The 24,689-nt window shown below is 63.4% G+C and carries 25 protein-coding genes; 13 read left to right on the top strand and 12 right to left on the bottom strand.

Translation table 11 applies throughout. The annotated features are described in order from the left end of the window. Positions 1–196: 196 nt before the first annotated feature. The 6 genes from PP4_RS24880 to PP4_RS24855 all read left to right on the top strand — a co-directional run bounded on the left by PP4_RS24880 (position 197) and on the right by PP4_RS24855 (position 6,646). Positions 197–1,327, top strand: a complete 1,131-nt coding sequence (locus tag PP4_RS24880) for a branched-chain amino acid ABC transporter substrate-binding protein (protein ID WP_016501864.1) — start codon at positions 197–199, stop codon at positions 1,325–1,327. Between the two features lie 154 nt (positions 1,328–1,481). Then, the gene (locus tag PP4_RS24875) at positions 1,482–2,396 is read left to right on the top strand and encodes an ABC transporter permease subunit (protein ID WP_016501863.1); all 915 of its coding nucleotides are present in this window, start codon (positions 1,482–1,484) and stop codon (positions 2,394–2,396) included. A gap of 2 nt (positions 2,397–2,398) precedes the next feature. Next, complete coding sequence (gene livM / locus PP4_RS24870; RefSeq protein WP_016501862.1) at positions 2,399–3,700, top strand: high-affinity branched-chain amino acid ABC transporter permease LivM; 1,302 nt, start codon at positions 2,399–2,401, stop codon at positions 3,698–3,700. After that, positions 3,697–4,572, top strand: coding sequence for an ATP-binding cassette domain-containing protein (locus tag PP4_RS24865; RefSeq protein WP_016489420.1), 876 nt, complete (start codon positions 3,697–3,699; stop codon positions 4,570–4,572). Before livM ends, PP4_RS24865 begins: the two co-directional genes overlap by 4 nt. After that, complete coding sequence (locus PP4_RS24860; protein ID WP_016501861.1) at positions 4,569–5,285, top strand: ABC transporter ATP-binding protein; 717 nt, start codon at positions 4,569–4,571, stop codon at positions 5,283–5,285. Before PP4_RS24865 ends, PP4_RS24860 begins: the two co-directional genes overlap by 4 nt. 593 nt (positions 5,286–5,878) lie before the next feature. Next, positions 5,879–6,646 (top strand): SDR family oxidoreductase, encoded by a 768-nt coding sequence (locus PP4_RS24855; protein WP_016501860.1) that lies wholly within the window; start codon positions 5,879–5,881, stop codon positions 6,644–6,646. Between the two features lie 117 nt (positions 6,647–6,763). On the opposite strand, the gene PP4_RS24850 is transcribed toward PP4_RS24855, so the two are convergent. The 3 genes from PP4_RS24850 to PP4_RS24840 form a co-directional block, all read right to left on the bottom strand. Beyond that, the gene (locus PP4_RS24850; protein WP_016501859.1) at positions 6,764–7,861 is read right to left on the bottom strand and encodes an AGE family epimerase/isomerase; all 1,098 of its coding nucleotides are present in this window, start codon (positions 7,859–7,861) and stop codon (positions 6,764–6,766) included. A 175-nt stretch (positions 7,862–8,036) separates the two neighbouring features. Further along, a complete protein-coding gene (locus PP4_RS24845) occupies positions 8,037–8,669 on the bottom strand; it encodes a TetR family transcriptional regulator (RefSeq protein WP_016501858.1) in 633 nt (210 codons plus the stop codon). A gap of 122 nt (positions 8,670–8,791) precedes the next feature. Beyond that, positions 8,792–9,199: a hypothetical protein gene (locus PP4_RS24840; protein ID WP_016501857.1), complete on the bottom strand. Its 408-nt coding sequence runs from the start codon at positions 9,197–9,199 to the stop codon at positions 8,792–8,794. Positions 9,200–9,539: 340 nt separating this feature from the next. Here PP4_RS24840 and PP4_RS24835 point away from each other — a divergent pair, with 340 nt between their 5' ends. Beyond that, complete coding sequence (locus tag PP4_RS24835; RefSeq protein ID WP_016501856.1) at positions 9,540–11,606, top strand: AsmA family protein; 2,067 nt, start codon at positions 9,540–9,542, stop codon at positions 11,604–11,606. A 111-nt stretch (positions 11,607–11,717) separates the two neighbouring features. Here the strand turns inward: PP4_RS24835 and PP4_RS24830 are convergent, their stop codons facing one another. Next, positions 11,718–12,248: a ferritin-like domain-containing protein gene (locus PP4_RS24830; protein ID WP_016501855.1), complete on the bottom strand. Its 531-nt coding sequence runs from the start codon at positions 12,246–12,248 to the stop codon at positions 11,718–11,720. Positions 12,249–12,290: 42 nt separating this feature from the next. Continuing rightward, positions 12,291–12,632 carry an osmotically-inducible lipoprotein OsmE gene (osmE, locus tag PP4_RS24825; RefSeq protein ID WP_016501854.1) on the bottom strand — a complete coding sequence of 114 codons (342 nt, stop codon included), beginning with the start codon at positions 12,630–12,632 and terminating at the stop codon, positions 12,291–12,293. A gap of 123 nt (positions 12,633–12,755) precedes the next feature. On the opposite strand from osmE, the gene PP4_RS24820 reads away from it, so the two are divergent. Beyond that, positions 12,756–13,646 (top strand): esterase/lipase family protein, encoded by an 891-nt coding sequence (locus tag PP4_RS24820; protein WP_016501853.1) that lies wholly within the window; start codon positions 12,756–12,758, stop codon positions 13,644–13,646. Here PP4_RS24820 and PP4_RS24815 read toward each other — a convergent pair. Beyond that, positions 13,643–14,515 (bottom strand): DMT family transporter, encoded by an 873-nt coding sequence (locus PP4_RS24815; RefSeq protein ID WP_016501852.1) that lies wholly within the window; start codon positions 14,513–14,515, stop codon positions 13,643–13,645. The two genes, PP4_RS24820 and PP4_RS24815, sit on opposite strands and share 4 nt — an antisense overlap. A gap of 226 nt (positions 14,516–14,741) precedes the next feature. Here PP4_RS24815 and PP4_RS24810 point away from each other — a divergent pair, with 226 nt between their 5' ends. The 3 genes from PP4_RS24810 (at position 14,742) to PP4_RS24800 (ending at position 16,958) form a co-directional block, all read left to right on the top strand. Continuing rightward, positions 14,742–15,530, top strand: a complete 789-nt coding sequence (locus tag PP4_RS24810) for an AraC family transcriptional regulator (RefSeq protein WP_016501851.1) — start codon at positions 14,742–14,744, stop codon at positions 15,528–15,530. Between the two features lie 62 nt (positions 15,531–15,592). Then, positions 15,593–15,880 carry a PsiF family protein gene (locus tag PP4_RS24805; protein ID WP_016501850.1) on the top strand — a complete coding sequence of 96 codons (288 nt, stop codon included), beginning with the start codon at positions 15,593–15,595 and terminating at the stop codon, positions 15,878–15,880. Positions 15,881–15,950: 70 nt separating this feature from the next. Continuing rightward, positions 15,951–16,958, top strand: a complete 1,008-nt coding sequence (locus tag PP4_RS24800; protein ID WP_016501849.1) for an AI-2E family transporter — start codon at positions 15,951–15,953, stop codon at positions 16,956–16,958. A 134-nt stretch (positions 16,959–17,092) separates the two neighbouring features. On the opposite strand, the gene PP4_RS24795 is transcribed toward PP4_RS24800, so the two are convergent. After that, a complete protein-coding gene (locus tag PP4_RS24795; RefSeq protein WP_016501848.1) occupies positions 17,093–18,364 on the bottom strand; it encodes an Hsp70 family protein in 1,272 nt (423 codons plus the stop codon). 164 nt (positions 18,365–18,528) lie between these two features. On the opposite strand from PP4_RS24795, the gene cbpA reads away from it, so the two are divergent. Together cbpA and PP4_RS24785 are read left to right on the top strand one after the other, a co-directional pair. After that, positions 18,529–19,482: a curved DNA-binding protein gene (gene cbpA, locus PP4_RS24790; RefSeq protein WP_016501847.1), complete on the top strand. Its 954-nt coding sequence runs from the start codon at positions 18,529–18,531 to the stop codon at positions 19,480–19,482. 2 nt (positions 19,483–19,484) lie between these two features. Next, entirely contained in the window at positions 19,485–19,790 is a 306-nt protein-coding gene (locus tag PP4_RS24785; protein ID WP_016501846.1) for a chaperone modulator CbpM, read from the top strand. Between the two features lie 68 nt (positions 19,791–19,858). Here PP4_RS24785 and PP4_RS24780 read toward each other — a convergent pair whose 3' ends face one another. The 5 genes from PP4_RS24780 to urtB all read right to left on the bottom strand — a co-directional run bounded on the left by PP4_RS24780 (position 19,859) and on the right by urtB (position 24,623). Next, positions 19,859–20,374 (bottom strand): GNAT family N-acetyltransferase, encoded by a 516-nt coding sequence (locus PP4_RS24780; RefSeq protein WP_016501845.1) that lies wholly within the window; start codon positions 20,372–20,374, stop codon positions 19,859–19,861. A 31-nt stretch (positions 20,375–20,405) separates the two neighbouring features. Continuing rightward, a complete protein-coding gene (gene urtE, locus PP4_RS24775) occupies positions 20,406–21,104 on the bottom strand; it encodes an urea ABC transporter ATP-binding subunit UrtE (RefSeq protein ID WP_016501844.1) in 699 nt (232 codons plus the stop codon). 98 nt (positions 21,105–21,202) lie between these two features. Further along, the gene (gene urtD, locus PP4_RS24770) at positions 21,203–22,060 is read right to left on the bottom strand and encodes an urea ABC transporter ATP-binding protein UrtD (protein ID WP_016501843.1); all 858 of its coding nucleotides are present in this window, start codon (positions 22,058–22,060) and stop codon (positions 21,203–21,205) included. Next, positions 22,057–23,136, bottom strand: coding sequence for an urea ABC transporter permease subunit UrtC (urtC, locus tag PP4_RS24765; RefSeq protein ID WP_016501842.1), 1,080 nt, complete (start codon positions 23,134–23,136; stop codon positions 22,057–22,059). Before urtC ends, urtD begins: the two co-directional genes overlap by 4 nt. Continuing rightward, positions 23,136–24,623 (bottom strand): urea ABC transporter permease subunit UrtB, encoded by a 1,488-nt coding sequence (urtB, locus tag PP4_RS24760; protein WP_016501841.1) that lies wholly within the window; start codon positions 24,621–24,623, stop codon positions 23,136–23,138. The genes urtC and urtB overlap by 1 nt, the downstream gene beginning before the upstream one ends. Positions 24,624–24,689: the final 66 nt, after the last annotated feature.

Below are 24,689 nucleotides of genomic sequence, written 5' to 3'. Positions count from 1 at the left end.
TTGTCTGTACGTGTGGTGGCGCCTGCCGCGCAGCAGACGGTTGCACGCTCAATAAAGAAAAGGCCGTCGGTCGCCTGCAGCGCACCTGCGCAGTGTGTTTTCCCGGAAGACAAAACCTATGGCACGGCCCTTGCTCTGAGCACAGGGTTGAGAAGTTGTAGTGCCAACCAAAAAAAAACTCTAGGAGCACCACCTCATGTCGCAGACGTTTTACAAGAAAGGTTTCCTGGCTCTGGCCGTAGCTACGGCCCTAGGTGTTTCTTCGTATGTTCAGGCCGACGTCAAGATCGGTGTAGCGGGCCCGATGACCGGGGCTAACGCGGCGTTTGGCGAGCAGTACATGAAAGGTGCGCAGGCAGCGGCCGACAAGATCAACGCCGCCGGTGGCGTGAACGGCGAGAAAATCGTCCTGGTCAAAGGCGATGACGCCTGCGAACCGAAGCAGGCCGTGGCCAACCGCCTGGCCGATCAGGACAAGGTGATCGGCGTAGTGGGCCACTTCTGTTCTTCCAACACCATTCCGGCGTCCGAGGTGTATGACGAAGCGGGCATCATCGCCATTACCCCGGGCTCGACCAACCCACAGGTGACTGAGCGCGGCCTCGGCGCCATGTTCCGCATGTGCGGCCGTGACGACCAGCAGGGTATCGTTGCTGGCGACTACATCGTCGACGTGCTCAAGGGCAAGAAAGTCGCGGTGCTGCACGACAAGGACACCTACGGCCAGGGCTTGGCCGACGCGACCAAGGCGCAGCTGGAAAAGCGCGGCGTGAAGCCTGTGCTGTACGAAGGCCTGACCCGCGGCGAAAAAGACTTCAGCGCCGTGGTTACCAAGATCCGCTCCACCGGTGCCGACGTTGTCTACTTCGGCGGCCTGCACCCAGAGGCCGGCCCGCTGGTGCGCCAGCTGCGCGAGCAGGGACTGAAGGACGTCAAGTTCATGTCCGATGACGGCATCGTCACCGACGAACTGGTGTCCACTGCCGGCGGCGCGCAATACGTCGATGGCGTGTACATGACCTTCGGCGCCGACCCGCGCCTGCTGCCAGACAGCAAGGCGGTGGTGGAGGAGTTCCGCAAGGCCGGTACCGAACCTGAAGGCTACACCCTGTATGCCTACGCCTCGCTGGAAGCCTTGGCCGCTGCGTTCAACGGCGCCAAGTCGAACAAGGGCGAAGACGCGGCCAAATGGCTGAAGGCCAACCCGGTCAAGACCGTCATGGGCGAGAAGAAGTGGGACAGCAAGGGTGACCTGACCGTGTCCGACTACGTGGTCTACCAGTGGGACAAAGACGGTAAATACCACCAGCTGGAAAAACAAAAATAATAACGGCCCACGGCCCGGGCTGATGCCCGGGCCCAAGCCCCTGCGGTACCTGTCTTTATTCGGAGATCTGCACGGTTCTGCACTGCGGGGGCCGCTTCATCCGTGGCCTGCCGTGGTCGGCGCTCGTGCAATCTCAATCAGGTGAGATTGCGTTATGGATGGTATTTTCCTGCAGCAACTGGTCAACGGCCTGACCCTCGGGTCGGTCTATGGCCTGATCGCCATCGGCTACACAATGGTCTATGGCATCATCGGCATGATCAACTTCGCGCACGGCGAGGTGTATATGATTTCCGCGTACCTCGCGGCAATCAGCCTGGCATTGCTGGCCTATTTCGGCGTCGAGTCGTTCCCGCTCCTGATGTTGGGCACGCTGTTGTTCACCGTCGTCGTCACGGGCGTCTATGGGTTCACCATCGAACGCATCGCCTACAAACCCCTGCGTAACTCCACCCGCCTGGCGCCGCTGATCAGTGCCATCGGCATCTCGCTGATCCTGCAGAACTACGCACAGATCAGCCAGGGCGCCCGCCAGCAAGGCGTGCCGACCCTGCTTGAAGGGGCCTGGCGTGTCGAAGTCGGCACCGGCTTCGTGCAACTGACCTACACCAAGATCTTCATCCTGATCGCCGCCTTCGTGGGCATGGGCCTGCTCACCTACGTGATCAAGTACACCAAGCTCGGCCGCATGTGCCGTGCCACACAGCAAGACCGCAAGATGGCCTCGATCCTGGGCATCAACACCGACCGGGTGATTTCGTACGTGTTTGTCATCGGTGCGGTAATGGCCGCCCTGGCCGGTGTGCTGATCACCATGAACTACGGCACCTTCGACTTCTATGCCGGCTTCATCATCGGCATCAAGGCGTTCACCGCCGCAGTGCTCGGTGGTATCGGCTCGCTGCCTGGCGCCATGCTCGGCGGCATCATCCTGGGGATTTCCGAGTCGCTGTTCTCTGGCCTGATCAACTCCGACTACAAGGACGTGTTCAGCTTCTCGCTGCTGGTGATGATCCTTATCTTCCGCCCACAAGGCCTGCTGGGTCGCCCGCTCGTGGCTAAGGTGTGAACATGTCCGTTGCCAAAACTGCCTCTGCTTCCGAAACCAAGGGTTTCGACCTTAAACGCAGCCTGCTGGAGACCCTCGTCGCCGGCCTGCTGGCACTCATTGTGTTTGGCCCGGTCGTCGGCGTGGTGCTCGACGGCTACACCTTCAATGCCGAGCCGCGCCGCGTAGCCTGGCTGGTCGGCGGGGTGATGGTGGGGCGCTTCCTGCTCAGCCTGTACCTGCAGACCGCCGCTGGCGTGCGCATGCTCCAGGGCTTCGATAACGGTGGCTCTGGCGTGCATGTGAACGCGCCGGACTACAAGTCGCGGCTGCGCTACATCATCCCGGCGCTGGTGGTGATTGCCATCGTCTTCCCGATCTTCGCCAACAAGTACCTGCTGACCGTCGTCATCCTCGGGCTGATCTACGTGTTGCTGGGGCTTGGCCTTAACATCGTGGTCGGCCTGGCCGGCCTGCTCGACCTGGGCTACGTGGCGTTCTACGCCATTGGCGCCTACGGCCTGGCACTGGGTTACCAGTACCTCGGCCTGGGTTTCTGGAGCGTGCTGCCCCTGGCGGCCATCGCCGCCGCGTTGGCGGGGTGCATACTGGGCTTCCCTGTGCTACGAATGCACGGTGACTACCTGGCTATCGTGACCCTGGGCTTTGGCGAGATCATCCGCCTGGTGCTGAACAACTGGCTGTCGTTCACCGGAGGCCCCAACGGCATGCCGGCGCCTTCGCCAACCTTCTTTGGCCTGGAATTCGGCCGCCGGGCCAAAGATGGCGGGGTGCCGATCCACGAGTTCTTCGGCTTCGATTACAACGCCAACCTCAAGTTCGTGTTCATCTACGCGGTGCTGTTCCTGGTAGTGCTGGCTGTGCTGTACATCAAGCACCGCCTGACCCGCATGCCGGTAGGCCGCGCGTGGGAAGCGCTGCGCGAAGACGAGATCGCCTGCCGCTCGATGGGCCTGAACCACGTGCTGGTCAAGCTTTCGGCGTTTACCCTGGGTGCCTCCACGGCCGGCCTGGCCGGGGTGTTTTTCGCCACCTACCAGGGCTTCGTAAACCCGTCGTCGTTCACCTTCTTCGAGTCGGCGCTGATCCTTGCCATTGTCGTGCTGGGTGGCATGGGCTCGACCGTGGGCGTGGTAATTGCAGCGTTCGTGCTGACCGTGGCACCCGAACTGCTGCGCAGCTTCTCCGAATACCGGGTGCTGCTGTTCGGCGTGCTGATGGTGCTGATGATGATCTGGCGACCGCGTGGGCTGATCCGCATCAGCCGTACCGGTGTGACCCCGCGTAAAGGAGTGGCGCCATGAGCGACGATATCATTCTCTCTGTCGACAACCTGATGATGCAGTTCGGTGGCATCAAGGCGCTGAGTGATGTCAGCCTGAAGGTCCGGCGCAACCAGATCTTCGCCCTGATCGGCCCCAACGGCGCCGGCAAGACCACGGTGTTCAACTGCCTGACCGGCTTCTACAAGGCCAGTGGCGGGCGCATCGAGCTGAACGTGCGCGGCAGCCACACCAACGTCATCCAGTTGCTTGGCGAGCGCTTCCAGGCGGCGGACTTCGTGTCGCCGGCGCGCTTTGCCAACCGCCTGTACTACAAGATGTTCGGCGGCACACACCTGGTCAACCGCGCAGGCCTGGCGCGCACCTTCCAGAACATCCGCCTGTTCAAGGAAATGTCGGTAGTGGAAAACCTGCTGGTGGCCCAGCACATGTGGGTCAACCGCAACCTGCTGGCCGGGGTGCTCAACACCAAGGCCTACCGCAAGGCCGAAAGCGACGCGCTGGACCACGCATTCTACTGGCTGGAAGTGGTCGACCTGGTCGACTGCGCCAACCGCCTGGCCGGCGAGCTGTCGTACGGCCAGCAGCGCCGGCTGGAAATTGCCCGGGCCATGTGCACGCGGCCGAAGATCATCTGCCTGGACGAACCGGCGGCGGGCCTTAACCCGCAGGAAACCGAAGCCCTAAGCCGCATGATTCGTGTGCTGCGTGACGAGCATGACATCACCGTGGTGCTGATCGAGCACGACATGGGCATGGTCATGAGCATTTCCGACCATATCGTGGTGCTGGACCACGGCAACGTGATTGCCGAAGGCGCGCCGCAGGAAATCCGCCACAACCCGACGGTGATCGCCGCCTACCTGGGTGCAGATGAAGAGGAACTGGTATGAGTGCACCCATTCTCGAACTGAAGGACCTGGACGTGTTCTACGGGCCGATCCAGGCGCTGAAAAAGGTATCGATGCACATCAACGAAGGCGAGACGGTCAGCCTGATCGGTGCCAATGGTGCCGGCAAGTCCACCCTGCTGATGTCGATCTTCGGCCAGCCGCGGGCGGCATCCGGGCATATCGTCTATCGCGGCACCGACATTACCCGCAAGTCGTCGCACTACATCGCTTCCAATGGTATTGCCCAGTCGCCGGAAGGGCGCCGGGTATTCCCCGACATGACCGTCGAGGAAAACCTGATGATGGGCACCATCCCCATCGGCGACAAGCATGCCGCTGAAGACATGCAGCGCATGTACGAACTGTTCCCGCGGCTGAAGGAGCGGCGTACCCAGCGGGCCATGACCATGTCCGGTGGCGAGCAGCAGATGCTGGCGATTGCCCGGGCGCTGATGAGCCGGCCGAAGTTGCTGTTGCTGGATGAGCCCTCGCTGGGGCTTGCACCGATCGTGGTCAAGCAGATCTTTGCGACCCTGCGTGAGCTGGCCAAGACCGGGATGACCATTTTTCTGGTGGAGCAGAACGCCAACCATGCCTTGAAGCTGTCCGACCGGGCTTATGTAATGGTCAACGGGGAGATTCGCATGACCGGCACCGGGCAGGAGCTGCTGGTCAACGAGGAAGTGCGCAACGCCTATCTTGGCGGGCACTGAGTTACATCCGGGGCTGCCAAGCAGCCCCATTCCCATGTGGACAACTTGCCGCGCCTTGTTCTCTATACACACCAACACTCCCTCGCAAGCCCTTGTTTCCACAGGCTTGATCTTGTCCACGGATAATGTGGAACCGCCTGTGGAAAACATGGTGGCATCTCGCTACAGCCCTTTGATACCAAACCCTGCAGCGATGCGATCATTTTTTGATCACATCGTTCCTGTGGGTGACTTTTCAGGGTTTTTCACAGACCCGAAAGCACCTGGAAATCAATGTCAAAGCTGTGGATAACTCTGTGGGGAAACCTTGGACAGACTGCTGCAGGCTGCATGCTTGAAAGCTTTGCATCCTCAACGAAAAGATATCCACCGACCACCCAACGCTGAAAGGGTTCCGCACTGTGGACGAGTTGCCCCCAATCCGTGGGGAAAGCCTTGTGGATAACATGCGCATAGCTGGCGCCGAGCCTTCTGCCGCAAGGGTTTGCCGGACATGTACAAAAAATGTACAGCGCCCTGAACGGCTTGCTGCCCGCGCGCGGCGCGGGCATGCTGCAAAGCTGCCGATGACAACCTACCGTGAGGAACAGAGCATGACGTCCACCGTATTCATCACTGGCGCCACTTCCGGTTTCGGCGAGGCCACCGCCCGCCGCTTTGCCGAAGCTGGCTGGAAGCTGGTGCTCACTGGCCGCCGCAAGGAGCGCCTGGATGCCCTGTGCGCAGAGCTGTCGGCCAAGACCGAGGTCCACGGCCTGGTGCTCGACGTGCGTGACCGCAAGGCCATGGAGCAGGCCATCGCCAGCTTGCCGGCCGGGTTCGAGAAGATTCGCGGCCTGGTCAACAACGCCGGCCTGGCACTGGGTGTGGATGCGGCGCAGAACTGCAGCCTCGACGACTGGGAAACCATGGTCGACACCAACATCAAGGGCCTGATGTACACCACCCGCCTGCTGCTGCCACGCCTGATCGCCCACGGTCGCGGCGCGTCGATCCTCAACGTAGGTTCTGTGGCGGGCAACTACCCGTATCCGGGCAGCAATGTGTACGGCGGCACCAAGGCCTTCGTCGGCCAGTTCTCGTTGAGCCTGCGCTGCGACCTGCGCGGCACTGGTGTGCGCGTGAGCAACATCGAGCCGGGCCTGTGCGAGAGCGAGTTCTCGCTGGTGCGCTTCGGCGGTGACCAGGCCAAGTACGACGCCACTTACGCGGGTGCCGAGCCGATCCAGCCGCAGGACATTGCCGAGACCATCTTCTGGATCCTCAACCAGCCGGCGCACATCAACATCAACAGCCTGGAGCTGATGCCGGTGAGCCAGGATTGGGCAGGGTTCTCCATCGACCGTTCGGCCAAGGGCTGATCAACAAAGCGGGGCCGCTTTGCGGCCCATTCGCAGCACAAGGCTGCTCCTACAGGCATTGCGCAGGTTTCAGACGCACCGCTACCCCTGTAGGAGCAGCCTTGTGCTGCGAAAGCGTCAGCTCAGGCGCTGCAACCCTTTCAGGCAAGTCGCCAGATGGTAGGGCGTAGTCGATGGCATATCATGCCGGCTGACATTGCCCTCACCATCCCGGCACTCATACCAGCCCGCTTCGCGCAGGAACCGCGCTTGCAGCGCCTGCAGCTGGTCAACCAGCTTCGCCTCACTCCCAGCGCGTAATACCAGCGCCCGCAGGTACTCCGCCTGGGCCCAGATGCGTTGCGTGGCATCCAGCACCCGCCCATCCACATCCAGCATCGCCAGTACTGCTCCCTCTTTCACCCCATACTGTTCGGCAAAGCCGAAAGCCCGGTCGATGGACGCATGCAGCGGCGTGTCACGCAGCAGCGGTGAGGTGTGCAGCAGGTAGAACCATTCGAACTGGTGCCCCGGCTCGAACCAGTTATCCACAGCCCCGCGTGGCTTTTCCAGCATCAGGCCATGGGCCGGTTCGACGAAGTGCGCCTGCAGCGCTTCACACAACTGCAGCAGCGACTGCTGGGTATGTTCATCAGCGCGCACCGCCAGCACCTGCAGGAACGCCTCGGCCAAGTGCATCTGTGGGTTCTGCAGCGGGCCGCTGCCCAGGTCAGCCCAGTCTTCGCCCAGGCTGGCCTCGTACAGGCCGTCGTCACGGGCGAATTGCTGGTCGATGATGCCCAGCGCAGCGTTCAGGGTTGATTCCACCAGGCTTTCGCGCACCTTGCCCCAGTAGTGCGCGCAGGCAAAGACGATGAACGCGTGGGTGTACAGGTCCTTGCGACGGTCCAGCGGCTTGCCTTGGGCATCGATGCTGTAGAACCAGCCACCGTGCTCGGCATCGTGGAAGTGCTTTTGCAGCGATCGGAACAACGCCGCCGCGCGCTCGGCAGCGCCCGGTTGCCCGATACGGCTGCTGAACAGGTACAACTGGCGTGCGCAGGCCATGGCCCGGTAGCGCTGCGCCGGCAACGGCTGGTGCTTGGCGTCCAGCGCCTCGTAGGGCAGGGCCAGGTCGGCATTCCAGCCCGGGCCTTGCCACAACGGCACGATGCATTCGGCGAAGTGCTGGTTGAAGCGGGCCAGTTCAGGCAGGGTGGGGCGGGGGTCGGACATTTCGGCGCTCGTCGCTGTCGGGCAGGGCGCCATGGTAGCAGAACTGGGGTTTTCGGTAGCCTGTGCCGGCCCCTTCGCGGGCTTGCCCGCTCCCACAGGATCACCACAGGCCCGAGCAATTTGGGTTACCTGTGGGAGCGGGCAAGCCCGCGAAGGGGCCGGCACAGGCTACCCATCAGCCTGGGTTGCCGAGCCCTTGCCAATGCCGTGCCCCGACGAAGATGAAGCGTAATTGCTGGGTGATCTTTTCCTGCGCCGTCAGCGCCTGTGGATAACCCGATTCGGGGCTGTCGATAAGCTCGGGCAGGGTCGCGAACACGGTCTTCACCACCAGGTCGGCCATCACCGCGAGCGCGGCGTTGTCCAGGTGCTGCCAGCGCTTCATGCGCGCCAGGTCGGTGGCCAGATCGTCGCTGATGTCCTGGCGCAGGCGGGCAATGGCCTGGCGCACGGCCTGTGAGCCACCGTATTGCTCGCGGGCCAGAAACAGGAACTGCGCGCGGTGAGCAGCCACCACGTCGAGGAAAATGCGCACCGACGCGTCTGTGATACCGCCCAGTTCGAATTCGTTCTGGCGCACCAGGCGGATGGTCTGGCGGAAGGTGGTGTCGATTTCGGCCACCAGGGCCAGGCCGAGGGCGTCCATGTCGGGAAAATGCCGGTAGAAGCCGGTAGGCACGATGCCGGCCGTCTTCGCCACTTCACGCAGGCTGATACTGCCGAAACCACGGCCACTCTCCATCAGCAGGCAGGCGGCATCGAGCAGGGCCTGGCGGGTCTGTAGTTTCTGTTCGGCGCGCGGCAGCATGGTGCGGGCTTCTGTGGCGGTAAGGCTGGGCACTCTAGATAAAAAAACAAAGCCCGGTCAATGGACCGGGCCTGGAGGGGAGCAAGCGGTGTGACTCAGGTTGTTCTTTTCGGCCATGGTGATCAGCTCACACGGCTGAGTTCAACCAGGCGATCCGAGCCACCTTCAGCGACGCGGCCACTGCGTTCGATCAGGCGATCCGAGCCACCTTCAGCGACGCGGCCACTGCGCTCGATCAGGCGATCCGAGCCACCCTCAGCGACGCGGCCACTGCGTTCGATCAGGCGATCCGAGCCACCCTCAGCGACGCGGCCAGTGCGTTCGATCAGGCGATCCGAGCCACCTTCGGCAACACGCCCACTGCGTTCGATCAGGCGGTCAGAACCCCCTTCGGCAACGGTTTTCAGCGGCTGGGCGATTTCGGCAGCGCTGGAGCGGGATTCGGCGGTCAGGTGTTGTTCGTCGGCTGGCAGGGCAAAAGCGTTGGCAGCCAGGATGGACAGGGTCAGGGTCAGCAGGTGGCGTTTCATGATTTCGGTGCTCCTCTCGGGGGCTGGAAAGTGGGTACGGAGCCAATGCTACGCTCGGTAACGCCAGAGAGAAGTTCATACGGGTAATGGTAACAATCGACCGCATTGATAGAGGTTTGCAAGCGCTCTAGGCAGCGCCATACAGGTCGGCTGATGACGATTTGGTTGGGCTGTTGCCGGGTAGCAGGCATCGCTTGGCGCGACGTATTGCTGAGCAAAAGGCCAGGAAAACTTCGCTATCATGGCGCTCTCGATAAAACCCCACGGGTTTTCCACAGTCCGACATATTGACTGCCATCGCTGCACCCGTTTTGTGCCATGCCGCAAGGAGAATCACGCAATGACGCGTCCCGCCAGAATCCTCGTCTGGACCCTCGCCACCCTGCTCACCCTGCTGGCGATTCTGGTGGTGGTGATCGCTACCTTCGACTGGAACCGCGTAAAACCCCTGCTCAACGAAAAGGTTTCCGAGGCCCTGCACCGGCCCTTCGCAATCAACGGCAACCTGGCCCTTCACTGGCGGACTGAGCCTGAAGAGGGCGGCTGGCGTGCCTGGGTACCATGGCCGCATTTCACCGCCGAGGACCTGACCCTGGGCAACCCGGACTGGCTCAAGGAGCCGAAGATGGTCGGCCTGGAGCGCGTGGAGTTCCGCCTGGCGCCGTTGCCGCTGCTGTTCCAGCAGATCAGCATCCCGCGCATCGACCTGACCAAGCCCACTGCCAGCCTCACTCGCCTGGCCGATGGCCGTGCCAACTGGACGTTCGACTTCGGCCCCAAGGATGAAAACGCAGAACCGTCCAAATGGCAGCTGGATATCGGTGCGATCGGTTTCGACCAGGGGAATGTCAGCTTCGACGACCAGACCCTGAAAACCAGCATGAAGGTGCAGATCGACCCGCTGGGCAAGCCGATCCCGTTCAGCGACATTGTCGGCAAGGCCAGCGCCGAGAAGGCCGGCGGTGCACAGGACTACGCCTTCGGGCTCAAGGCCCAAGGCCGCTACAAAGGTCAGCCGGTGTCCGGCACCGGCAAGATCGGCGGCCTGCTGGCCCTGCAGGACGCCAGCCAGCCTTTTCCGCTGCAAGCCGACGTGCGCATCGCCGACACCCATGTAGTGCTCGCCGGCACCCTGACCGACCCGCGCAACCTCGGCGCGCTCGACCTGCGCCTGCGCCTGTCCGGTGCCAGCCTGGGCAACCTCTACCCATTGACTGGGGTAACCCTGCCAGACACCCCGGCCTACTCGACCGACGGTCGTCTCAGCGCCAACCTGCATGCGCCGCAAGGCGCGACGTTCAACTACCAGGGCTTCAACGGCAAGATCGGTGACAGCGACATCCACGGTGACCTGGCTTTTGTCGCCAGCCAGCCACGGCCCAAGCTGTCCGGCAACCTGGTGTCCAACCAGTTGCTGTTCAAGGACCTAGCGCCACTTATCGGCGCCGACTCCAACGCCGAGCAGAAGGCCCGTGGTGGTGCCAGCAAGCAGCCAACGGGCAAGGTGCTGCCGGTTGAAGAATTCCGCACAGAGCGCTGGCGCGCGATGGACGCCGACGTCACCTTTGCCGGCAAGCGCATCGTGCACAGCACGCAACTGCCGTTCAACGACCTTTCGGCCCACGTGATGCTTGAAGACGGCCTGCTGCGCCTGGAGCCCCTGCGGTTTGGCGTGGCAGGCGGCAACCTGGCCTCCAAAATCCGCCTGGACGGTCGCAGCGTGCCTTTGCAGGGCCGCGCCCAGTTGACTGCCCGGGGCTTTAAGCTCAAGCAGCTGTTCCCCAGTTTCGCGCCGATGCAGACCAGCTTTGGCGAGCTGAACGGCGATGCCGACATCAGCGGTCGCGGCAATTCGGTGGCGGCCTTGCTGGGGACGGCCAATGGCGACCTGCGCATGCTGATCAACGATGGCGCGATCAGCCGCAGCCTGATGGAGATCGCCGGCTTGAACGTGGGCAACTATGTGGTCGGCAAGCTGTTTGGTGATGAGGATGTGAAGATCAATTGCGCAGCGGCCGATGTCGGGCTCAAAGACGGCCTGGCGACTACGCGGCTGTTCATCTTCGACACTGAGAACGCGATCATCTACATCAACGGCACCGCCAACTTCGCCAGCGAGCAGCTGGACTTGAAGATCACTCCGGAATCGAAAGGGCTGCGTCTGTTCTCGCTGCGTTCGCCGCTGTATGTGCGTGGGCCGTTTGCCAAGCCCAATGCCGGCGTGCAGGCGTTGCCGCTGGCACTGCGCGGGGCGGGAATGGTGGCGCTAGGTGTGGTGGCCGGGCCGGCGGCGGGGTTGCTGGCGCTGATTGCGCCCAGCAGCGGGGATGATCCCAACCAGTGCACGCCGCTGTTGCAGCAGATGAAGGCTGGCAAGGCGCCGGCTGCAGTGAAAGGCAAGAAATGATGGGGGCCGCGCTGCGGCCCATTCGCGGCACAAGGCCGCTCCTGCAAGGGATCGCTTTCCCCTGTAGGAGCGGCCTTGTGCCGCGAACGGGCTGCAAGGCAGCCCTTGCGATTACAGCCCTTGCAGCAGGTCGGACATGTCGTCCGCGTGCTCTTCTTCCTGGGCTAGGATGTCTTCGAAGATGCGTCGGGTGGTCGGGTCCTTGTCGCCGATGTACTGGATGATCTCGCGGTAGCTATCAATGGCAATCCGCTCAGCGACCAGGTCTTCCAGCACCATCTCCTTCAACGAATTACCCGCCACGTATTGGGCATGGGAGTTTTTTGTCAGGTTATCGGGGTTGAAATCCGGCTCCCCGCCCAGCTGCACGATGCGCTCGGCCAGCTTGTCGGCATGTTCGGCTTCCTGGTTTGCATGCTCCAGAAACTCCTCGGCAGCCGCGCTGGCCTTGATGCCACTGGCCATGAAGTAGTGGCGCTTGTAGCGCAGCACGCACACCAGCTCGGTGGCCAGCGATTCATTCAGCAGGCGCAGGATTTCCTGACGGTCGGCGTGGTAACCCTCGGTCACCGCGCCTTGCTCCACATGCTGGCGGGCACGTTCGCGCAGGGTTTTCACATCGGTCAGTTCAACGTTGCTCATGTTTATCTCCAGGCGGATCAGGGTCAGGGTGGTGACGCAGGCTTACGCGCCGGGGACGGCGTCGCTGTCCTCTTGGCGTTGTTTACAGGTCTTGAACCCTTTGGCATCGACGTGGCCGGTGGCATCGAAGCGCACGTAGTAGGGCTGTTGCTTGCCGTCACGGTTGAGGATGTAGTCGTTGCAGGTACCCCCGTGCGGCAGGTCGATCACGTTCGACGGGCTGCCGCCGATGGCGATGACCTTCTGCATGGTCATGCCGTGCTCCACCTGTTTGACCAGCGGTTCGTCGCGGTAGGTGACGTAGTCCACCGGGTTTTCCGGGCGGCTGCCGCAGGCGGCCAGGGTGGCGCTTGCCAGAAGGATTGCCAGGGTCTGCTTGTACATGGTCCCGCTCCTTGCAAAGGGTCTGTGTGGTTTGGAACCACAGCGCGCGCCGGGAGTTCGATTGCGATGGTCATGATTGGCGCTGTAGTGTTGGCCGGTCGTCCACGGAAAGGGGCTGGGGCAATGCAGCAGGAATTGGCCACGCGATACCCGTTGGTGCTGGTGCCGGGCATGCTCGGGTTTGTCCGGCTAGTGCTCTACCCCTACTGGTTCGGCATCGTGCCTGCCCTGCGCAAGGGCGGGGCGCAGGTGTTCCCGGTGCAGGTTTCGCCGCTGCATTCCAGCGAGGTGCGCGGCGAGCAGTTGCTGGCGATCATCGAAGACATCTGCCAGCGCACCGGCGCCGACAAGGTCAACCTCATCGGCCACAGCCAGGGTGCACTGAGCGCCCGTTACGCAGCGGCCAAGCGGCCTGGTCGGGTGGCTTCGGTCACCTCGGTGGCCGGCCCCAATCACGGCTCGGAACTGGCCGACCACCTTGAGCGCACGGCACCGGGCCATTCACCCCAGGGGCGTATCCTGAAGGCCGTGCTGCATGGCTTTGCCGTGTTGCTGGTGTGGCTGGAAACCGGCTGGCGCCGCGACCCGCTGCCGGTTGATGTGCATGCCTCGCACCAGGCACTGACCAGCGCCGGGGTCGCGCTGTTCAACCAGGCTTATCCACAGGGCCTGCCGAACACCTGGGGCGGGGAAGGGGCCTATGAGGTCAATGGCGTGCGCTACTACTCGTGGTCCGGCACGTTGCAGCCCGGGTTGACTGACCAGGGACGCAACCGCTTTGACGGCAGCAACCGCTTCTGCCGCCTGTTCGCGCGCAGCTTCGTCAAGGAAAAGGGCCAGTGCGACGGCATGGTCGGGCGTTTCAGTTCGCACCTGGGGCAGGTGATCGGCGATGACTATCCACTTGATCACCTGGATATCGTCAACCAGTCGCTCGGCGCCGTGGGCAAGGGCGCCGAGCCGGTGCGGCTGTTCACCGAGCACGCAGCCCGGCTCAAGGCAGCCGGGCTTTAGCGGCGTATCGGCGTGGTCCAGCGCTCAGCCAGCACCACACCGACCAGGGTGAGCACGCCGCCGACCAAGTGGTAACTGGCCAGTTGCTCGTCCAGCACCACGGCGGCGATCAGTGCGGTGACCAGCGGCAGCAGGTTGAAAAACAGCGTGGTGCGGCTTGGGCCCAGGCGGTGCACGGCCTGCATCCACAGCAGCGGCGCGATCATCGAAGCCAGCACGCAGGCGTACAGCACCAGGCCGATGTTATGGCTGTGCAGGCCCGTCTTTTCCGACAGCAGGTACAGCGGCAGCAGCACCACGATTGCCACCAGCACCTGCAAGTACAGCAACTGCAGCGGTGGCAGGCGCAACTGCCATTTCTTCAGCAGGAAGCTGTACAGCGCGTAGGCCAGGGTGGCCACCAGCATCAACAGGTCGCCGCCGTTCAGGCCCTGTTCCAGCAGGCTGGCGGGGTGGCCGGCACTGACCACTTCCAGCACGCCGAAAAATGACACCACCGCGCCCAGCAGGGCGCCGTAGCTCAGGCGCTGGCCCAGCCAGGCGATGGACAGCGCCAGCGACATCAGCGGCATCAGCGAGAGGATGATGCCCATGTTGGTGGCGCTGGTGATGCCGGCGGCGAAGTAGGCCAGGCTCTGGTACATCGCCATGCCCAGCACGCCCAGCACGAACACTTTGCCCAGGTGCGGGCGAATGGCTGCGCGGTTGCGCCACACGGCGGGCAACAGGAACGGCGTGAACAGCAAGCCGGCCAGCAGCCAGCGGTAGAAGCCGATTTCGGCAGGGTGGATGGCGCCAGCGGACATCTTGGTGACCACGGTGTTGCCGGCCCAGATGAGGATGGCGGTGAGGGGGAACAGGTAATTCATGTAGCGGGTTACTCATTGGGGCCTGGATTGGGGCTGCCTTGCAGCCCTTCGCGGGCTTGCCCGCTCCCACAGGGATATCAAAGGCCTTGAGGCTGGCGCAGTTCTTGTGGGAGCGGGCAAGCCCGCGAAGGCCTGCAAGGCAGGCCCTCGATAGGCCTGTATTATCGAGTGTCTGCCCACAAGCCTATACTCCTATCCAGACAACCCACCCCGCAAAGCAGACAGCATGCCGCGCAAACTCCTCGATATCCCCCAGTTCACCCAACTGCCGGCCCCGGTGTACTTCCGCCACGACGAGTTCGTTGCCGACACCCACAGCGCCGTGCACTGCCACGCCTGGGGCCAGCTCAACTACTCCGCTCACGGCGTGATGCACCTGGATGTGGCCGGCCAGCGTTTCCTGTCGCCGCCGCAATACGCCGTTTGGGTACCGCCCGACACCGCGCATGGCTGCTACAACCCGCAGGCCATCGTCTACCGCTCCATCTATCTCGACCGCAGCCTGTGCACAGCCCTGCCGCAGCAACCGTGCAGCCTGATGATCAGCGATATCCTCAAGGCCATCCTTGGCGACTTCGCCCGGCGTGACCTGAAGGTAGCCGAGGACGAGCGCGACCAGCGCCTGGTACAGGTACTGCTCGACCAGTTGCTGCTGGCGCCCACCCAGGCCTGCTACCTGCCGTTTGCCCACAGCGATGGCCTGCGCCAGGTACTCGACGGCCTTGGTGCCGAGCCCGGTGACAATCGCCCGCTGGCCGATTGGGCCGCCCGTGTGCATGTCAGCGAACGCACCCTGGCCCGCCAGTTCTTGCGCGAACTGGGCATCAGTTTTGGCGAATGGCGCCTGCGCCTGCGTTTTCTGCGGGCCATCGAAGCGCTGGAGGCTGGCCTGCCGATTCAGGCCATTGCTTTCGACCTTGGCTACAGCAGCGCGTCGGCGTTCATCGCCATGTTCCAGCGCCAGGCCCAGTGCACCCCCGAGCAGTACCGTCGGCAGGCACGGGCGGGGCGCTGAAATTCTTGGCTACACTCAGCTCGACCCCCGTGCGTCGGGCACGGAGCCAAGGAGACCACTCCATGAAAGTGCTGCAAATTCCATTGCTGGCGTTGGCGGTGTTGTTCAGCGCCCAAGGCTTCGCGGCCAATACCGCGCAGCAGGAAAAAATGAAAACCTGCAACGCCGACGCCACCACCAAAGCCCTGAAGGGCGATGAACGCAAAGCCTTCATGAGCACCTGCCTGAAGAAGGACGTGCCACAAACCCAGCAGGAGAAGATGAAGACCTGCAACGCCGACGCCACCACCAAAGCCCTGAAGGGTGACGAGCGCAAGGCGTACATGAGCGACTGCCTGAAGAAGAAATGACCTGCGCCTATGCCTGCGCCGCCAAGGCTGGCAGACTGCGGGCATTCCCGCTGTCTGCCGTCGAGGCTGTATGACCTTTACCCCCCGTCAGATCACTCTGGCCAGCCTGATCATCGTCATGGCGGGCCTGCTGCTGGCTTTGCCCCTGAAGTTGTTGCCCAGCCTGCTGGCCGGCCTGCTGGTGTTCGAACTGGTCAACATGCTGACCCCGCGCCTGCAACCGCTACTGGCCGGCCAACGCGCGCGCTGGCTGGCCGTAGCGCTGCTCGGTACGCTGGTGGTCATTACCTTGACGCTGTTGATTGCCGGTGCCTTCAGCTTTTTGTTGCACGAGGCGGAAAACCCCGGCGCCTCGCTGGACAAGTTCATGGCCCTGGTGGAGCGTGCCCGCGGTCAGCTGCCGCCCTTCATCGAGGGCTACCTGCCCGCCAGTGCCGCTGAGTTCAAGGTGGCCATCGGTGACTGGATCAAGAGCCACCTGAGCGACCTGCAACTGGTGGGCAAGGGCATGGCGCACATGTTCGTGACGCTGCTGATCGGCATGATCCTCGGCGCGATCATCGCCTTGCAGCGCATCCCCGATGTTTCCCGGCGCAAGCCGCTGGCGGCAGCGCTGTTCGAACGGTTGAACCTGCTGGTGAAGGCGTTTCGCAACATCGTGTTCGCGCAAATCAAGATCTCGCTGCTCAACACGGCCTTTACCGGCATCTTCCTCGCGGTGGTGATGCCGCTGTTCGGCGTGCACCTGCCGCTGACCAAGACGCTGATCGTGCTGACCTTCCTGCTGGGCTTGCTGCCGGTGATCGGCAACCTGATGTCCAACACCCTGATCACCATTGTCGGCCTGTCGCTGTCGATCTGGGTGGCGGCGGCAGCGCTGGGTTACCTGATCGTCATCCACAAGGTCGAGTACTTCCTCAACGCGCGGATCGTTGGCGGGCAGATCAGTGCCAAGGCCTGGGAACTGCTGCTGGCGATGCTGGTGTTCGAGGCGGCATTCGGGCTGCCGGGGGTGGTGGCGGGGCCGATCTACTATGCCTACCTCAAGAGCGAGCTGAAGCGCGAAGAGCTGGTCTGATTCTTCATTAGCCTGTAGCGGCCTCTTCGCGGGTAAACCCGCTCCCACAGGTACTGCACAAGTCTCAAGTACTGTGCGATCCCTGTGGGAGCGGGTTTACCCGCGAAGAGGCCAGTCCAGGCCATAGAGATGAATCAGGCTGCGCCGTAACGCTTGCGGGCTTCGATGGCCAGGCCGCTACCAATGCTGCCAAAGATGTTGCCTTCCACATGCCGCGCATTCGGCAACATCGCCGACACACTGTTGCGCAGCGCCGGAATGCCGCTGGAACCGCCCGTGAAGAACACGGTGTCAACCTGGCTTTCGCTCACGCCAGCCTTGGCCAGCAGCTCGGTCACACTGCCGCGCACGCGCTCCAGCAGGCCTTCGATCGCCTCTTCGAACAGCGCACGGGTCAGCGCTGCGGTCAGTTCGGGCTCGACACGGCGCAGGTCGATGTGGCGGCTGTCTTGCTCGGTCAGCTCGATCTTGCTGGCCTCCACTTCCATCGCCAGCCAGTGCCCGGCGCGCTGCTCGATCAGCTTGAACAGGCGGTCGATGCCAAAACTGTCCTCGATGTCATAGCGCATGCTGCCCAGCGCCAGCTGCGACTTCTGCGAGTACAGGGCGTTGATGGTGTGCCAGGTGGCCAGGTTAAGGTGGTAGCTGGTGGGCATCAGCGCGCCGCTTTTCATGCGGCTGCCGTAGCCGAACAGCGGCATCACGCCTTGCAGGCTCAGCTGCTTGTCGAAGTCGGTACCGCCGATGTGCACGCCGCCGGTCGCGAGAATGTCGCTTTGGCGCTCGGCGATCAGGTGGCGCTCGGGCGACAGGCGGATCAACGTGAAGTCCGAAGTACCACCACCGATGTCGACGATCAGCACCAGTTCTTCACGGCTGATGCCCGACTCGTAGTCGAAGGCCGCGGCAATCGGCTCGTACTGGAACGACACATCCTTGAAGCCGATCTTGCGCGCCACGTCGGCCAGGGTGTCCTCGGCCTCCTGGTCGGCAGCCGGGTCTTCGTCGACGAAGAACACCGGGCGGCCCAGCACCACCTGGTCGAATTCGCGGCCAGCGGCGGTTTCGGCGCGCTTTTTCAGCTCACCGATGAACATGCCCAGCAGGTCCTTGAACGGCAGGGCACTGCCCAGCACGCTGGTGTCGTGCTTGATCAGCTTGGAGCCCAGCAGGCTCTTCAGCGAGCGCATCAGGCGGCCTTCGTAGCCTTCCAGGTATTCGTGCAGTGCCAGGCGGCCATACACCGGGCGCCGCTCTTCGATATTGAAGAACACCACCGAGGGCAAGGTGATCTTGCCGTCTTCCAGGGCAATCAGCGACTCCACGCCAGGGCGGTGCCAGCCGACCGTGGAGTTGGAGGTGCCAAAGTCGATGCCCAGGGCGCGGGCCGGGGATACGTCAGACATGGGAAATCAGCTTCCGGAAGGAAAACGGCCGCGCAGTTTATGCCACTTGGCTACAGAATCAAGACCAGTCGTCTGCCATGGCGCAAACCCAAGGCGGTCTTGAAAGGCTATGCTTGACCCCTATCTTCTGTTGCAACACGCACATTCACATTGGTGATCCACAGATGGACTTCAAAGACTATTACAAGATACTCGGCGTAGAGCCCACGGCGGACGAGAAGGCGATCAAGGCCGCGTACCGCAAGCTTGCGCGCAAGTATCACCCCGATGTCAGCAAGGAGCGCGACGCCGAGGACAAGTTCAAGGAGGCCAACGAGGCCTACGAAGTGCTGGGCGACGCGCAAAAACGTGCCGAGTTCGACGAAATTCGCAAGTACGGCGGCCAACATGGCCGGCCGTTCCAGGCACCACCGGGCTGGGAGAGCCGTGGCGGTGGCGGCGGCTTCGAGGGCGGCGACTTCTCCGACTTCTTCAGTTCGGTCTTCGGTGGGCGGGGTGGCAACCCCTTCGGTGGTGCCCGGCAGCAGCAACGCAGTGCCGGCAGGCGAGGGCAGGATGTGGAGCTTGAACTGGCTGTGTTCCTTGAAGAGACCCTGAGCAAGGAGTCCAAGCAGATCAGCTTCCAGGTGCCGCAAACCAATGCCTTGGGCCAACGCACCGGCTTCACCACCAAGACCCTGAACGTGAAGATCCCGGCCGGTGTGACCGACGGTGAGCGTATCCGCCTCAAGGGCCAGGGCGCGCCGGGCAGCGGTGGTGGGGCCAATGGTGACCTGTTCCTGACCATCCGCATGGCACCGCACCCGCTGTTCGATGTCGAAGGACATGACCTGATCATCACTGTGCCGCTGGCACCGTGGGAGGCGGCGCTGGGCACCAAGGTTGCGGTGCCGACCCTGGAAGGCAAGATCAACCTGACCATCCGCCCCGACAGCCAGAGCGGCCAGCGCCTGCGTGTACCGGGCAAGGGCCTGGCGAACAAGAGCGGTGAGCGCGGCAACCTTTATGCGCAACTGAAAGTGGTCATGCCGCCGACCTCCGACGAGGCTGCCCGCGAACTGTGGACCAAGCTTTCCGAGAAAGCGGCGTTCAACCCGAGGACACAATGGAGTAAGTGATCATGAGCAGCACCCTGATCGTTCAACTGGACATGCGTACCTTGTGTCAGGAAGCCGATGTCACGGCAGACTGCGTGATCGAGATCGTCGAACACGGCATTGTCGAACCCTCCGGGCGAACGCCTGAGGACTGGTTGTTCGACGATCAGGCGCCGTTGGTGGCCAAGCGCGCGGCGAAGCTGCACCAGGAGCTGGAACTGGAGTGGGAAGGGGTGGCGCTGGCGCTGGAGCTGTTGCAGGAAGTGCAGCAGTTGCGCAGCGAGAACACCATGCTGCGCCAGCGGCTGGGCAGGTTTACCCAGATGTAAACGCTGCATCGTCCCCTGTAGCAGCGGCACAAGGCCGCTCCTACAGGGGTCGCGTCAGGCCTAAGTGCTCAGTTGGGTTCGGCTCCGGGGTTCAGCACCAGCTGCATGAAGGTCAGGTCCAGCCAGCGGCCAAACTTCACCCCCACCTGCGGCATCTGCCCGGTCACCACGAAGCCCAGCCGCTCATGCAGGCACACCGACGCCGCATTGCCACTCTCGATGGCCGCCACCATCACATGCTTGCCACACCCGCGCGCACGCTCCACCAGCGCTGCCATCAACACCGGCCCCAGCCCTTTGCCACGCTGGTCTGCGCGGATATACACCGAGTGCTCAACGGTGTTACGAAACCCTTCAAACGGCCGCCAGTCGCCAAACGAGGCATACCCCAGTACACCCGTCTCATCCACTGCCACCAGAATGGGATACCCCTGCTGCGCCCGCGCTTCAAACCAGGCCTGACGGTTACCGAGGTCAACCGGCGTTTCGTTCCAGATCGCCGTGGTGTTGCGCACCGCGTCGTTGTAGATGTCGAGGATGCCCGGCACGTCGGTGGGCAGGGCGTCGCGGATTTCGTAACTCATGACAGCGTCTCGCAGGGTCGTTGCTCGCAGATTAAATGGTTACCAGCCCGCGCACACCTTCGGCTTGCATGTTTTCGCCGCGGCCATGTTGCACGATCTCGCCACGGGCCATGACCAGGTACTGGTCGGCCAGTTCTTCGGCAAAGTCGTAGAACTGCTCCACCAGCAGGATCGCCATGTCGCCACGCTGGGCCAGGCGGCGGATGACCGCGCCGATCTCCTTGATCACCGAGGGCTGGATACCTTCAGTGGGCTCGTCGAGAATCAGCAGCCGTGGGCGGCTGGCCAGGGCGCGGCCGATGGCCAGCTGTTGCTGCTGGCCACCAGACAGGTCGCCGCCACGGCGCTGCTTCATTTGCTCCAGCACCGGGAACAGTTCGTAGATGAAGGCAGGGACTTCGCGGGCTTCACGGGCCGGGAAGCGTGACAGGCCCATCAGCAGGTTTTCCTCGACGGTAAGGCGCGGGAAAATTTCGCGGCCCTGGGGTACATAGGCGATCCCGGCCTGGACCCGTTGCTGCGGTTTGAGGCTGGTGATGGTTTTGCCTTCCCATTCGATGCTGCCGTCACGGGCGGGTACCAGGCCCATCAGGCAGCGCAGCAGGGTGGTCTTGCCCACGCCATTGCGGCCCAGCAGGCAGGTGACTTCGCCGACCTTGGCTTCGAAGGACAGGCCGCGCAGGATATGGCTGCCGCCGTAGTACTGGTGCAGGGAGTCGATCTTGAGCATGTGAGTGTTCCTGAAAGAGTTACTGTGCCTGTGCTGGCCCTTTCGCGGGCTTGTGGGAGCTGGCTTGCCGGCGATAGGGCCGCTACAGGCGTCAATGTCTAGCGGCCCAGATACACCTCGACCACCCGCTCATCTGCCTGCACCTGCTCCAGCGACCCTTCTGCAAGCACACTGCCCTGGTGCAGCACGGTCACATGGTCGGCAATGCTGCCGACAAAGCCCATGTCATGCTCCACCACCATCAGCGAATGCTTGCCAGCCAGGCCCTTGAACAGCTCGGCGGTAAACTCGGTCTCGGCGTCGGTCATGCCGGCCACTGGCTCATCCAGCAGCAGCAATTGCGGCTCTTGCACCAGCAACATGCCGATTTCCAGAAACTGCTTCTGCCCGTGCGACAGCAAGCCGGCCTGGCGCTGGGCCAGGGGCAGCAGGCGCAAGGTGGTCAGCACTTCTTCGATGCGCTGGCGCTGCTCGCCACCCAGGCGCGCGGCCAGGCTGGCCCACACCGACTTGTCGGTCTTCAGCGCCAGCTCCAGGTTTTCGAACACCGTCAGTGCCTCGAACACCGTGGGCTTCTGGAACTTGCGGCCAATGCCGGCCTGGGCGATCTGGTATTCGCTCATGCGGGTCAGGTCGAGGGTGTCGCCAAAGTAGGCGCTGCCAGTGTCGGGGCGGGTCTTGCCGGTGATCACGTCCATCATCGTGGTCTTGCCGGCGCCGTTGGGGCCGATGATGCAGCGCAGTTCGCCCACGCCGATGTACAGGTTCAGCCCGTTGAGCGCCTTGAAACCATCGAAGCTGACGCTGATGTCCTCCAGGCTCAGCACTGTGCCGTGACGGGTGTCGAGGCCGGCCTTGCGGCTTTGGCCCAGGCCGATTGCGTCGCGACTGGCGCCGAGGGTGTCGAACACCGGTTCGAGCATGAATTCAGGGTGGACCGGGGGCACGCCTCTCATGGCTGGCTCCTTTTCTTCAACAGGCCGACCACGCCCTTGGGCAGGTACAGGGTGACGAGGATGAACAGCGCGCCAAGGAAGAACAGCCAGAACTCCGGGAAGGCCACGGTGAACCAGCTTTTCATGCCATTGACCAGGCCGGCGCCGAGCAGCGGGCCGATCAGCGTGCCGCGCCCGCCCAAGGCCACCCACACGGCGGCTTCGATGGAGTTGGTCGGCGACATTTCGCTGGGGTTGATGATGCCCACCTGCGGCACATACAGCGCGCCCGCCAGGCCGCACAGGACGGCGCTGAGCACCCACACCAGCAACTTGAAGCCGCGTGGGTCGTAGCCGCAGAACATCAGGCGGTTCTCGGCGTCGCGCACGGCGGTGAGCAGGCGGCCGAACTTGCTGCGGGTCAGGCGCCAGCACAGGTACAGGCTGGCCAGCAGCAGCCCGACGGTGAGCAGGAACAGCACCGCGCGGGTGCCTTGTGCGGCAATGTCGAAGCCGAGGATGGTGCGAAAGCTGGTGAAGCCGTTGTTACCGCCGAAGCCGGTTTCGTTGCGGAAGAACAGCAACATGCCAGCGAAGGTCAGGGCCTGGGTCATGATCGAGAAGTACACCCCCTTGATCCGCGAGCGGAAGGCGAACCAGCCAAACACCAGTGCCAGCAGCCCAGGCGCCAGCACCACCAGGCACAGGGCCCAGGCAAAATGCTGGGTACCGGCCCAGTACCACGGCAGCTCGGTCCATGACAGGAAAGTCATGAACCCCGGCAGGCCGTCACCGGCCGCCTGGCGCATCAGGTACATGCCCATGGCGTAGCCGCCCAGGGCGAAGAACAGGCCGTGCCCCAGCGACAGCAGGCCGGCATAGCCCCAGACCAGGTCCAGGGCCAGAGCGACGATGGCGTAGCAGAGGATCTTGCCGACCAGGGTAAGGGTGTAGGCCGATACCTGAAGCGCGTGATCCGCCGGGAGCAGCGACAACAGCGGCAGGGCCAGCAACAGCAGCACGACGAGGGCGCCGATGGTCAGGGTCAGGCGCGGCCCGGCCTTTTGCGTAGCGGTGACAAGCAGTGGCTGGTTCATCAGTCGATTACCCGTCCCTTGAGGGCGAACAGGCCTTGCGGGCGCTTCTGGATGAACAGAATGATCAACGCAAGGATGAGGATCTTGCCGAGCACGGCACCGATCTGCGGCTCCAGCAGCTTGTTGGTGATGCCAAGGCCGAACGCGGCCCAGAGGCTGCCGGCCAGCTGCCCGACACCGCCCAGCACCACCACCAGGAATGAGTCGATGATGTAGCTCTGGCCCAGGTCCGGGCCGACGTTGCCGACCTGGCTCAGGGCCACGCCGCCGAGGCCGGCGATGCCAGAGCCCAGGCCAAAGGCGAGCATGTCGACGCGCCCGGTGGACACGCCGCAGCAGGCGGCCATGTTGCGGTTCTGGGTGACTGCGCGCACGTTCAGGCCAAGCCGTGTGCGGTTGAGCAGCAGCCAGGTGAGCAGCACCACGGCCAAGGCGAAGCCGATGATGACCAGGCGGTTGTACGGCAGCACCAGGTTGGGCAGCAGCTGAATGCCACCCGAGAGCCACGCCGGGTTGCTCACCTCGACGTTCTGCGCGCCAAACAGCAGGCGGATGGCCTGAATCAGCATCAGGCTGATGCCCCAGGTCGCCAGCAGGGTTTCCAGCGGGCGGCCGTACAGGTGGCGGATCACGGTGCGTTCCAGCGCCATGCCGACCCCGGCACTCACAGCGAAGGCCACGGGCAGGGCAATCAGCGGGTAGAACTCGATGGCACCCGGGGCGTAGCGCTGCACCAGCACCTGGACCATATAGGTGCTGTAGGCGCCGAGCATCAGCATCTCGCCGTGGGCCATGTTGATCACCCCGAGCAGGCCGAAGGTGATGGCAAGGCCGAGCGCCGCCAGCAGCAGGATCGAGCCCAGCGACAGGCCGCTGAAGGCCTGGCCGAGCAGTTCGCCCACCAGCAGCTTGCGTTTGACCTGGGCCAGGCTGGTTTCGGCAGCGATGCGCACGCCCGGGTCGGCTTCAGCGTCGGGTTGCAGCAGCGCTTCAAGGCGGGTGCGGGCCAGCGGGTCACCGGTTTCGCCCAGCAGGCGCACGGCTGCCAGGCGTACTGCCGGTTCGCTGGCGCCCAGTTGCAGGTTGGCCAGGGCCAGGCCGATGGCGGCGTGCACGGCAGCATCCGGCTCGCTGGCGAAGCGCCGGTCGAGGAAGGCCATTTGCGCGGGTTGTGCGCTTTTTTGCAGTTGCTGGGCGGCGGCCAGGCGCGTTTCGCTGTTGTCGCTGAGCAGCTGGTGGCTGGCCAGGGCGTTGTCGATCAGGCCGCGCAGGCGGTTGTTCAGGCGCACCTTGCGGGTGTCGTCAGTGGCAATGCGGCCCTGGCGCAGGTTGTCCAGCAGTGACAGGCGCGCGGCATCGGGTTGCGCCGCCCAGCTTTCGAGCAGGCGGGCCTGCTCGGCGGGCTTGGCGGTGAGGAAGAATTCGCCCTCGCTGGCCTGGGTGGCCATGGGGAGTAGCAGAAGCAGGGTGAGCAGCATTCTGAGCATGCGGGCAATCCTGGAATACAGTGGTGGATTCTTCGCGGGCTTGCCCGCTCCCACAGGTATTTCACT

This window comes from Pseudomonas putida NBRC 14164 (genome assembly GCF_000412675.1).
In the GTDB taxonomy this organism is placed as follows: Bacteria; Pseudomonadota; Gammaproteobacteria; order Pseudomonadales; family Pseudomonadaceae; genus Aquipseudomonas; species Aquipseudomonas putida.
This window is presented reverse-complemented; position numbering and strand designations above follow the sequence as displayed.

What these genes read in the sequence shown, in the direction of transcription:
- PP4_RS24880 (WP_016501864.1), top strand. Translation starts at nt 197, where the DNA reads ATGTCGCAGACGTTTTACAAGAAAGGTTTCCTGGCTCTGGCCGTAGCT.
- PP4_RS24875 (WP_016501863.1), top strand. Translation starts at nt 1,482, where the DNA reads ATGGATGGTATTTTCCTGCAGCAACTGGTCAACGGCCTGACCCTCGGG.
- livM (WP_016501862.1), top strand. Translation starts at nt 2,399, where the DNA reads ATGTCCGTTGCCAAAACTGCCTCTGCTTCCGAAACCAAGGGTTTCGAC.
- PP4_RS24865 (WP_016489420.1), top strand. Translation starts at nt 3,697, where the DNA reads ATGAGCGACGATATCATTCTCTCTGTCGACAACCTGATGATGCAGTTC.
- PP4_RS24860 (WP_016501861.1), top strand. Translation starts at nt 4,569, where the DNA reads ATGAGTGCACCCATTCTCGAACTGAAGGACCTGGACGTGTTCTACGGG.
- PP4_RS24855 (WP_016501860.1), top strand. Translation starts at nt 5,879, where the DNA reads ATGACGTCCACCGTATTCATCACTGGCGCCACTTCCGGTTTCGGCGAG.
- PP4_RS24850 (WP_016501859.1), bottom strand. Translation starts at nt 7,861, where the DNA reads ATGTCCGACCCCCGCCCCACCCTGCCTGAACTGGCCCGCTTCAACCAG.
- PP4_RS24845 (WP_016501858.1), bottom strand. Translation starts at nt 8,669, where the DNA reads ATGCTGCCGCGCGCCGAACAGAAACTACAGACCCGCCAGGCCCTGCTC.
- PP4_RS24840 (WP_016501857.1), bottom strand. Translation starts at nt 9,199, where the DNA reads ATGAAACGCCACCTGCTGACCCTGACCCTGTCCATCCTGGCTGCCAAC.
- PP4_RS24835 (WP_016501856.1), top strand. Translation starts at nt 9,540, where the DNA reads ATGACGCGTCCCGCCAGAATCCTCGTCTGGACCCTCGCCACCCTGCTC.
- PP4_RS24830 (WP_016501855.1), bottom strand. Translation starts at nt 12,248, where the DNA reads ATGAGCAACGTTGAACTGACCGATGTGAAAACCCTGCGCGAACGTGCC.
- osmE (WP_016501854.1), bottom strand. Translation starts at nt 12,632, where the DNA reads ATGTACAAGCAGACCCTGGCAATCCTTCTGGCAAGCGCCACCCTGGCC.
- PP4_RS24820 (WP_016501853.1), top strand. Translation starts at nt 12,756, where the DNA reads ATGCAGCAGGAATTGGCCACGCGATACCCGTTGGTGCTGGTGCCGGGC.
- PP4_RS24815 (WP_016501852.1), bottom strand. Translation starts at nt 14,515, where the DNA reads ATGAATTACCTGTTCCCCCTCACCGCCATCCTCATCTGGGCCGGCAAC.
- PP4_RS24810 (WP_016501851.1), top strand. Translation starts at nt 14,742, where the DNA reads ATGCCGCGCAAACTCCTCGATATCCCCCAGTTCACCCAACTGCCGGCC.
- PP4_RS24805 (WP_016501850.1), top strand. Translation starts at nt 15,593, where the DNA reads ATGAAAGTGCTGCAAATTCCATTGCTGGCGTTGGCGGTGTTGTTCAGC.
- PP4_RS24800 (WP_016501849.1), top strand. Translation starts at nt 15,951, where the DNA reads ATGACCTTTACCCCCCGTCAGATCACTCTGGCCAGCCTGATCATCGTC.
- PP4_RS24795 (WP_016501848.1), bottom strand. Translation starts at nt 18,364, where the DNA reads ATGTCTGACGTATCCCCGGCCCGCGCCCTGGGCATCGACTTTGGCACC.
- cbpA (WP_016501847.1), top strand. Translation starts at nt 18,529, where the DNA reads ATGGACTTCAAAGACTATTACAAGATACTCGGCGTAGAGCCCACGGCG.
- PP4_RS24785 (WP_016501846.1), top strand. Translation starts at nt 19,485, where the DNA reads ATGAGCAGCACCCTGATCGTTCAACTGGACATGCGTACCTTGTGTCAG.
- PP4_RS24780 (WP_016501845.1), bottom strand. Translation starts at nt 20,374, where the DNA reads ATGAGTTACGAAATCCGCGACGCCCTGCCCACCGACGTGCCGGGCATC.
- urtE (WP_016501844.1), bottom strand. Translation starts at nt 21,104, where the DNA reads ATGCTCAAGATCGACTCCCTGCACCAGTACTACGGCGGCAGCCATATC.
- urtD (WP_016501843.1), bottom strand. Translation starts at nt 22,060, where the DNA reads ATGAGAGGCGTGCCCCCGGTCCACCCTGAATTCATGCTCGAACCGGTG.
- urtC (WP_016501842.1), bottom strand. Translation starts at nt 23,136, where the DNA reads ATGAACCAGCCACTGCTTGTCACCGCTACGCAAAAGGCCGGGCCGCGC.
- urtB (WP_016501841.1), bottom strand. Translation starts at nt 24,623, where the DNA reads ATGCTCAGAATGCTGCTCACCCTGCTTCTGCTACTCCCCATGGCCACC.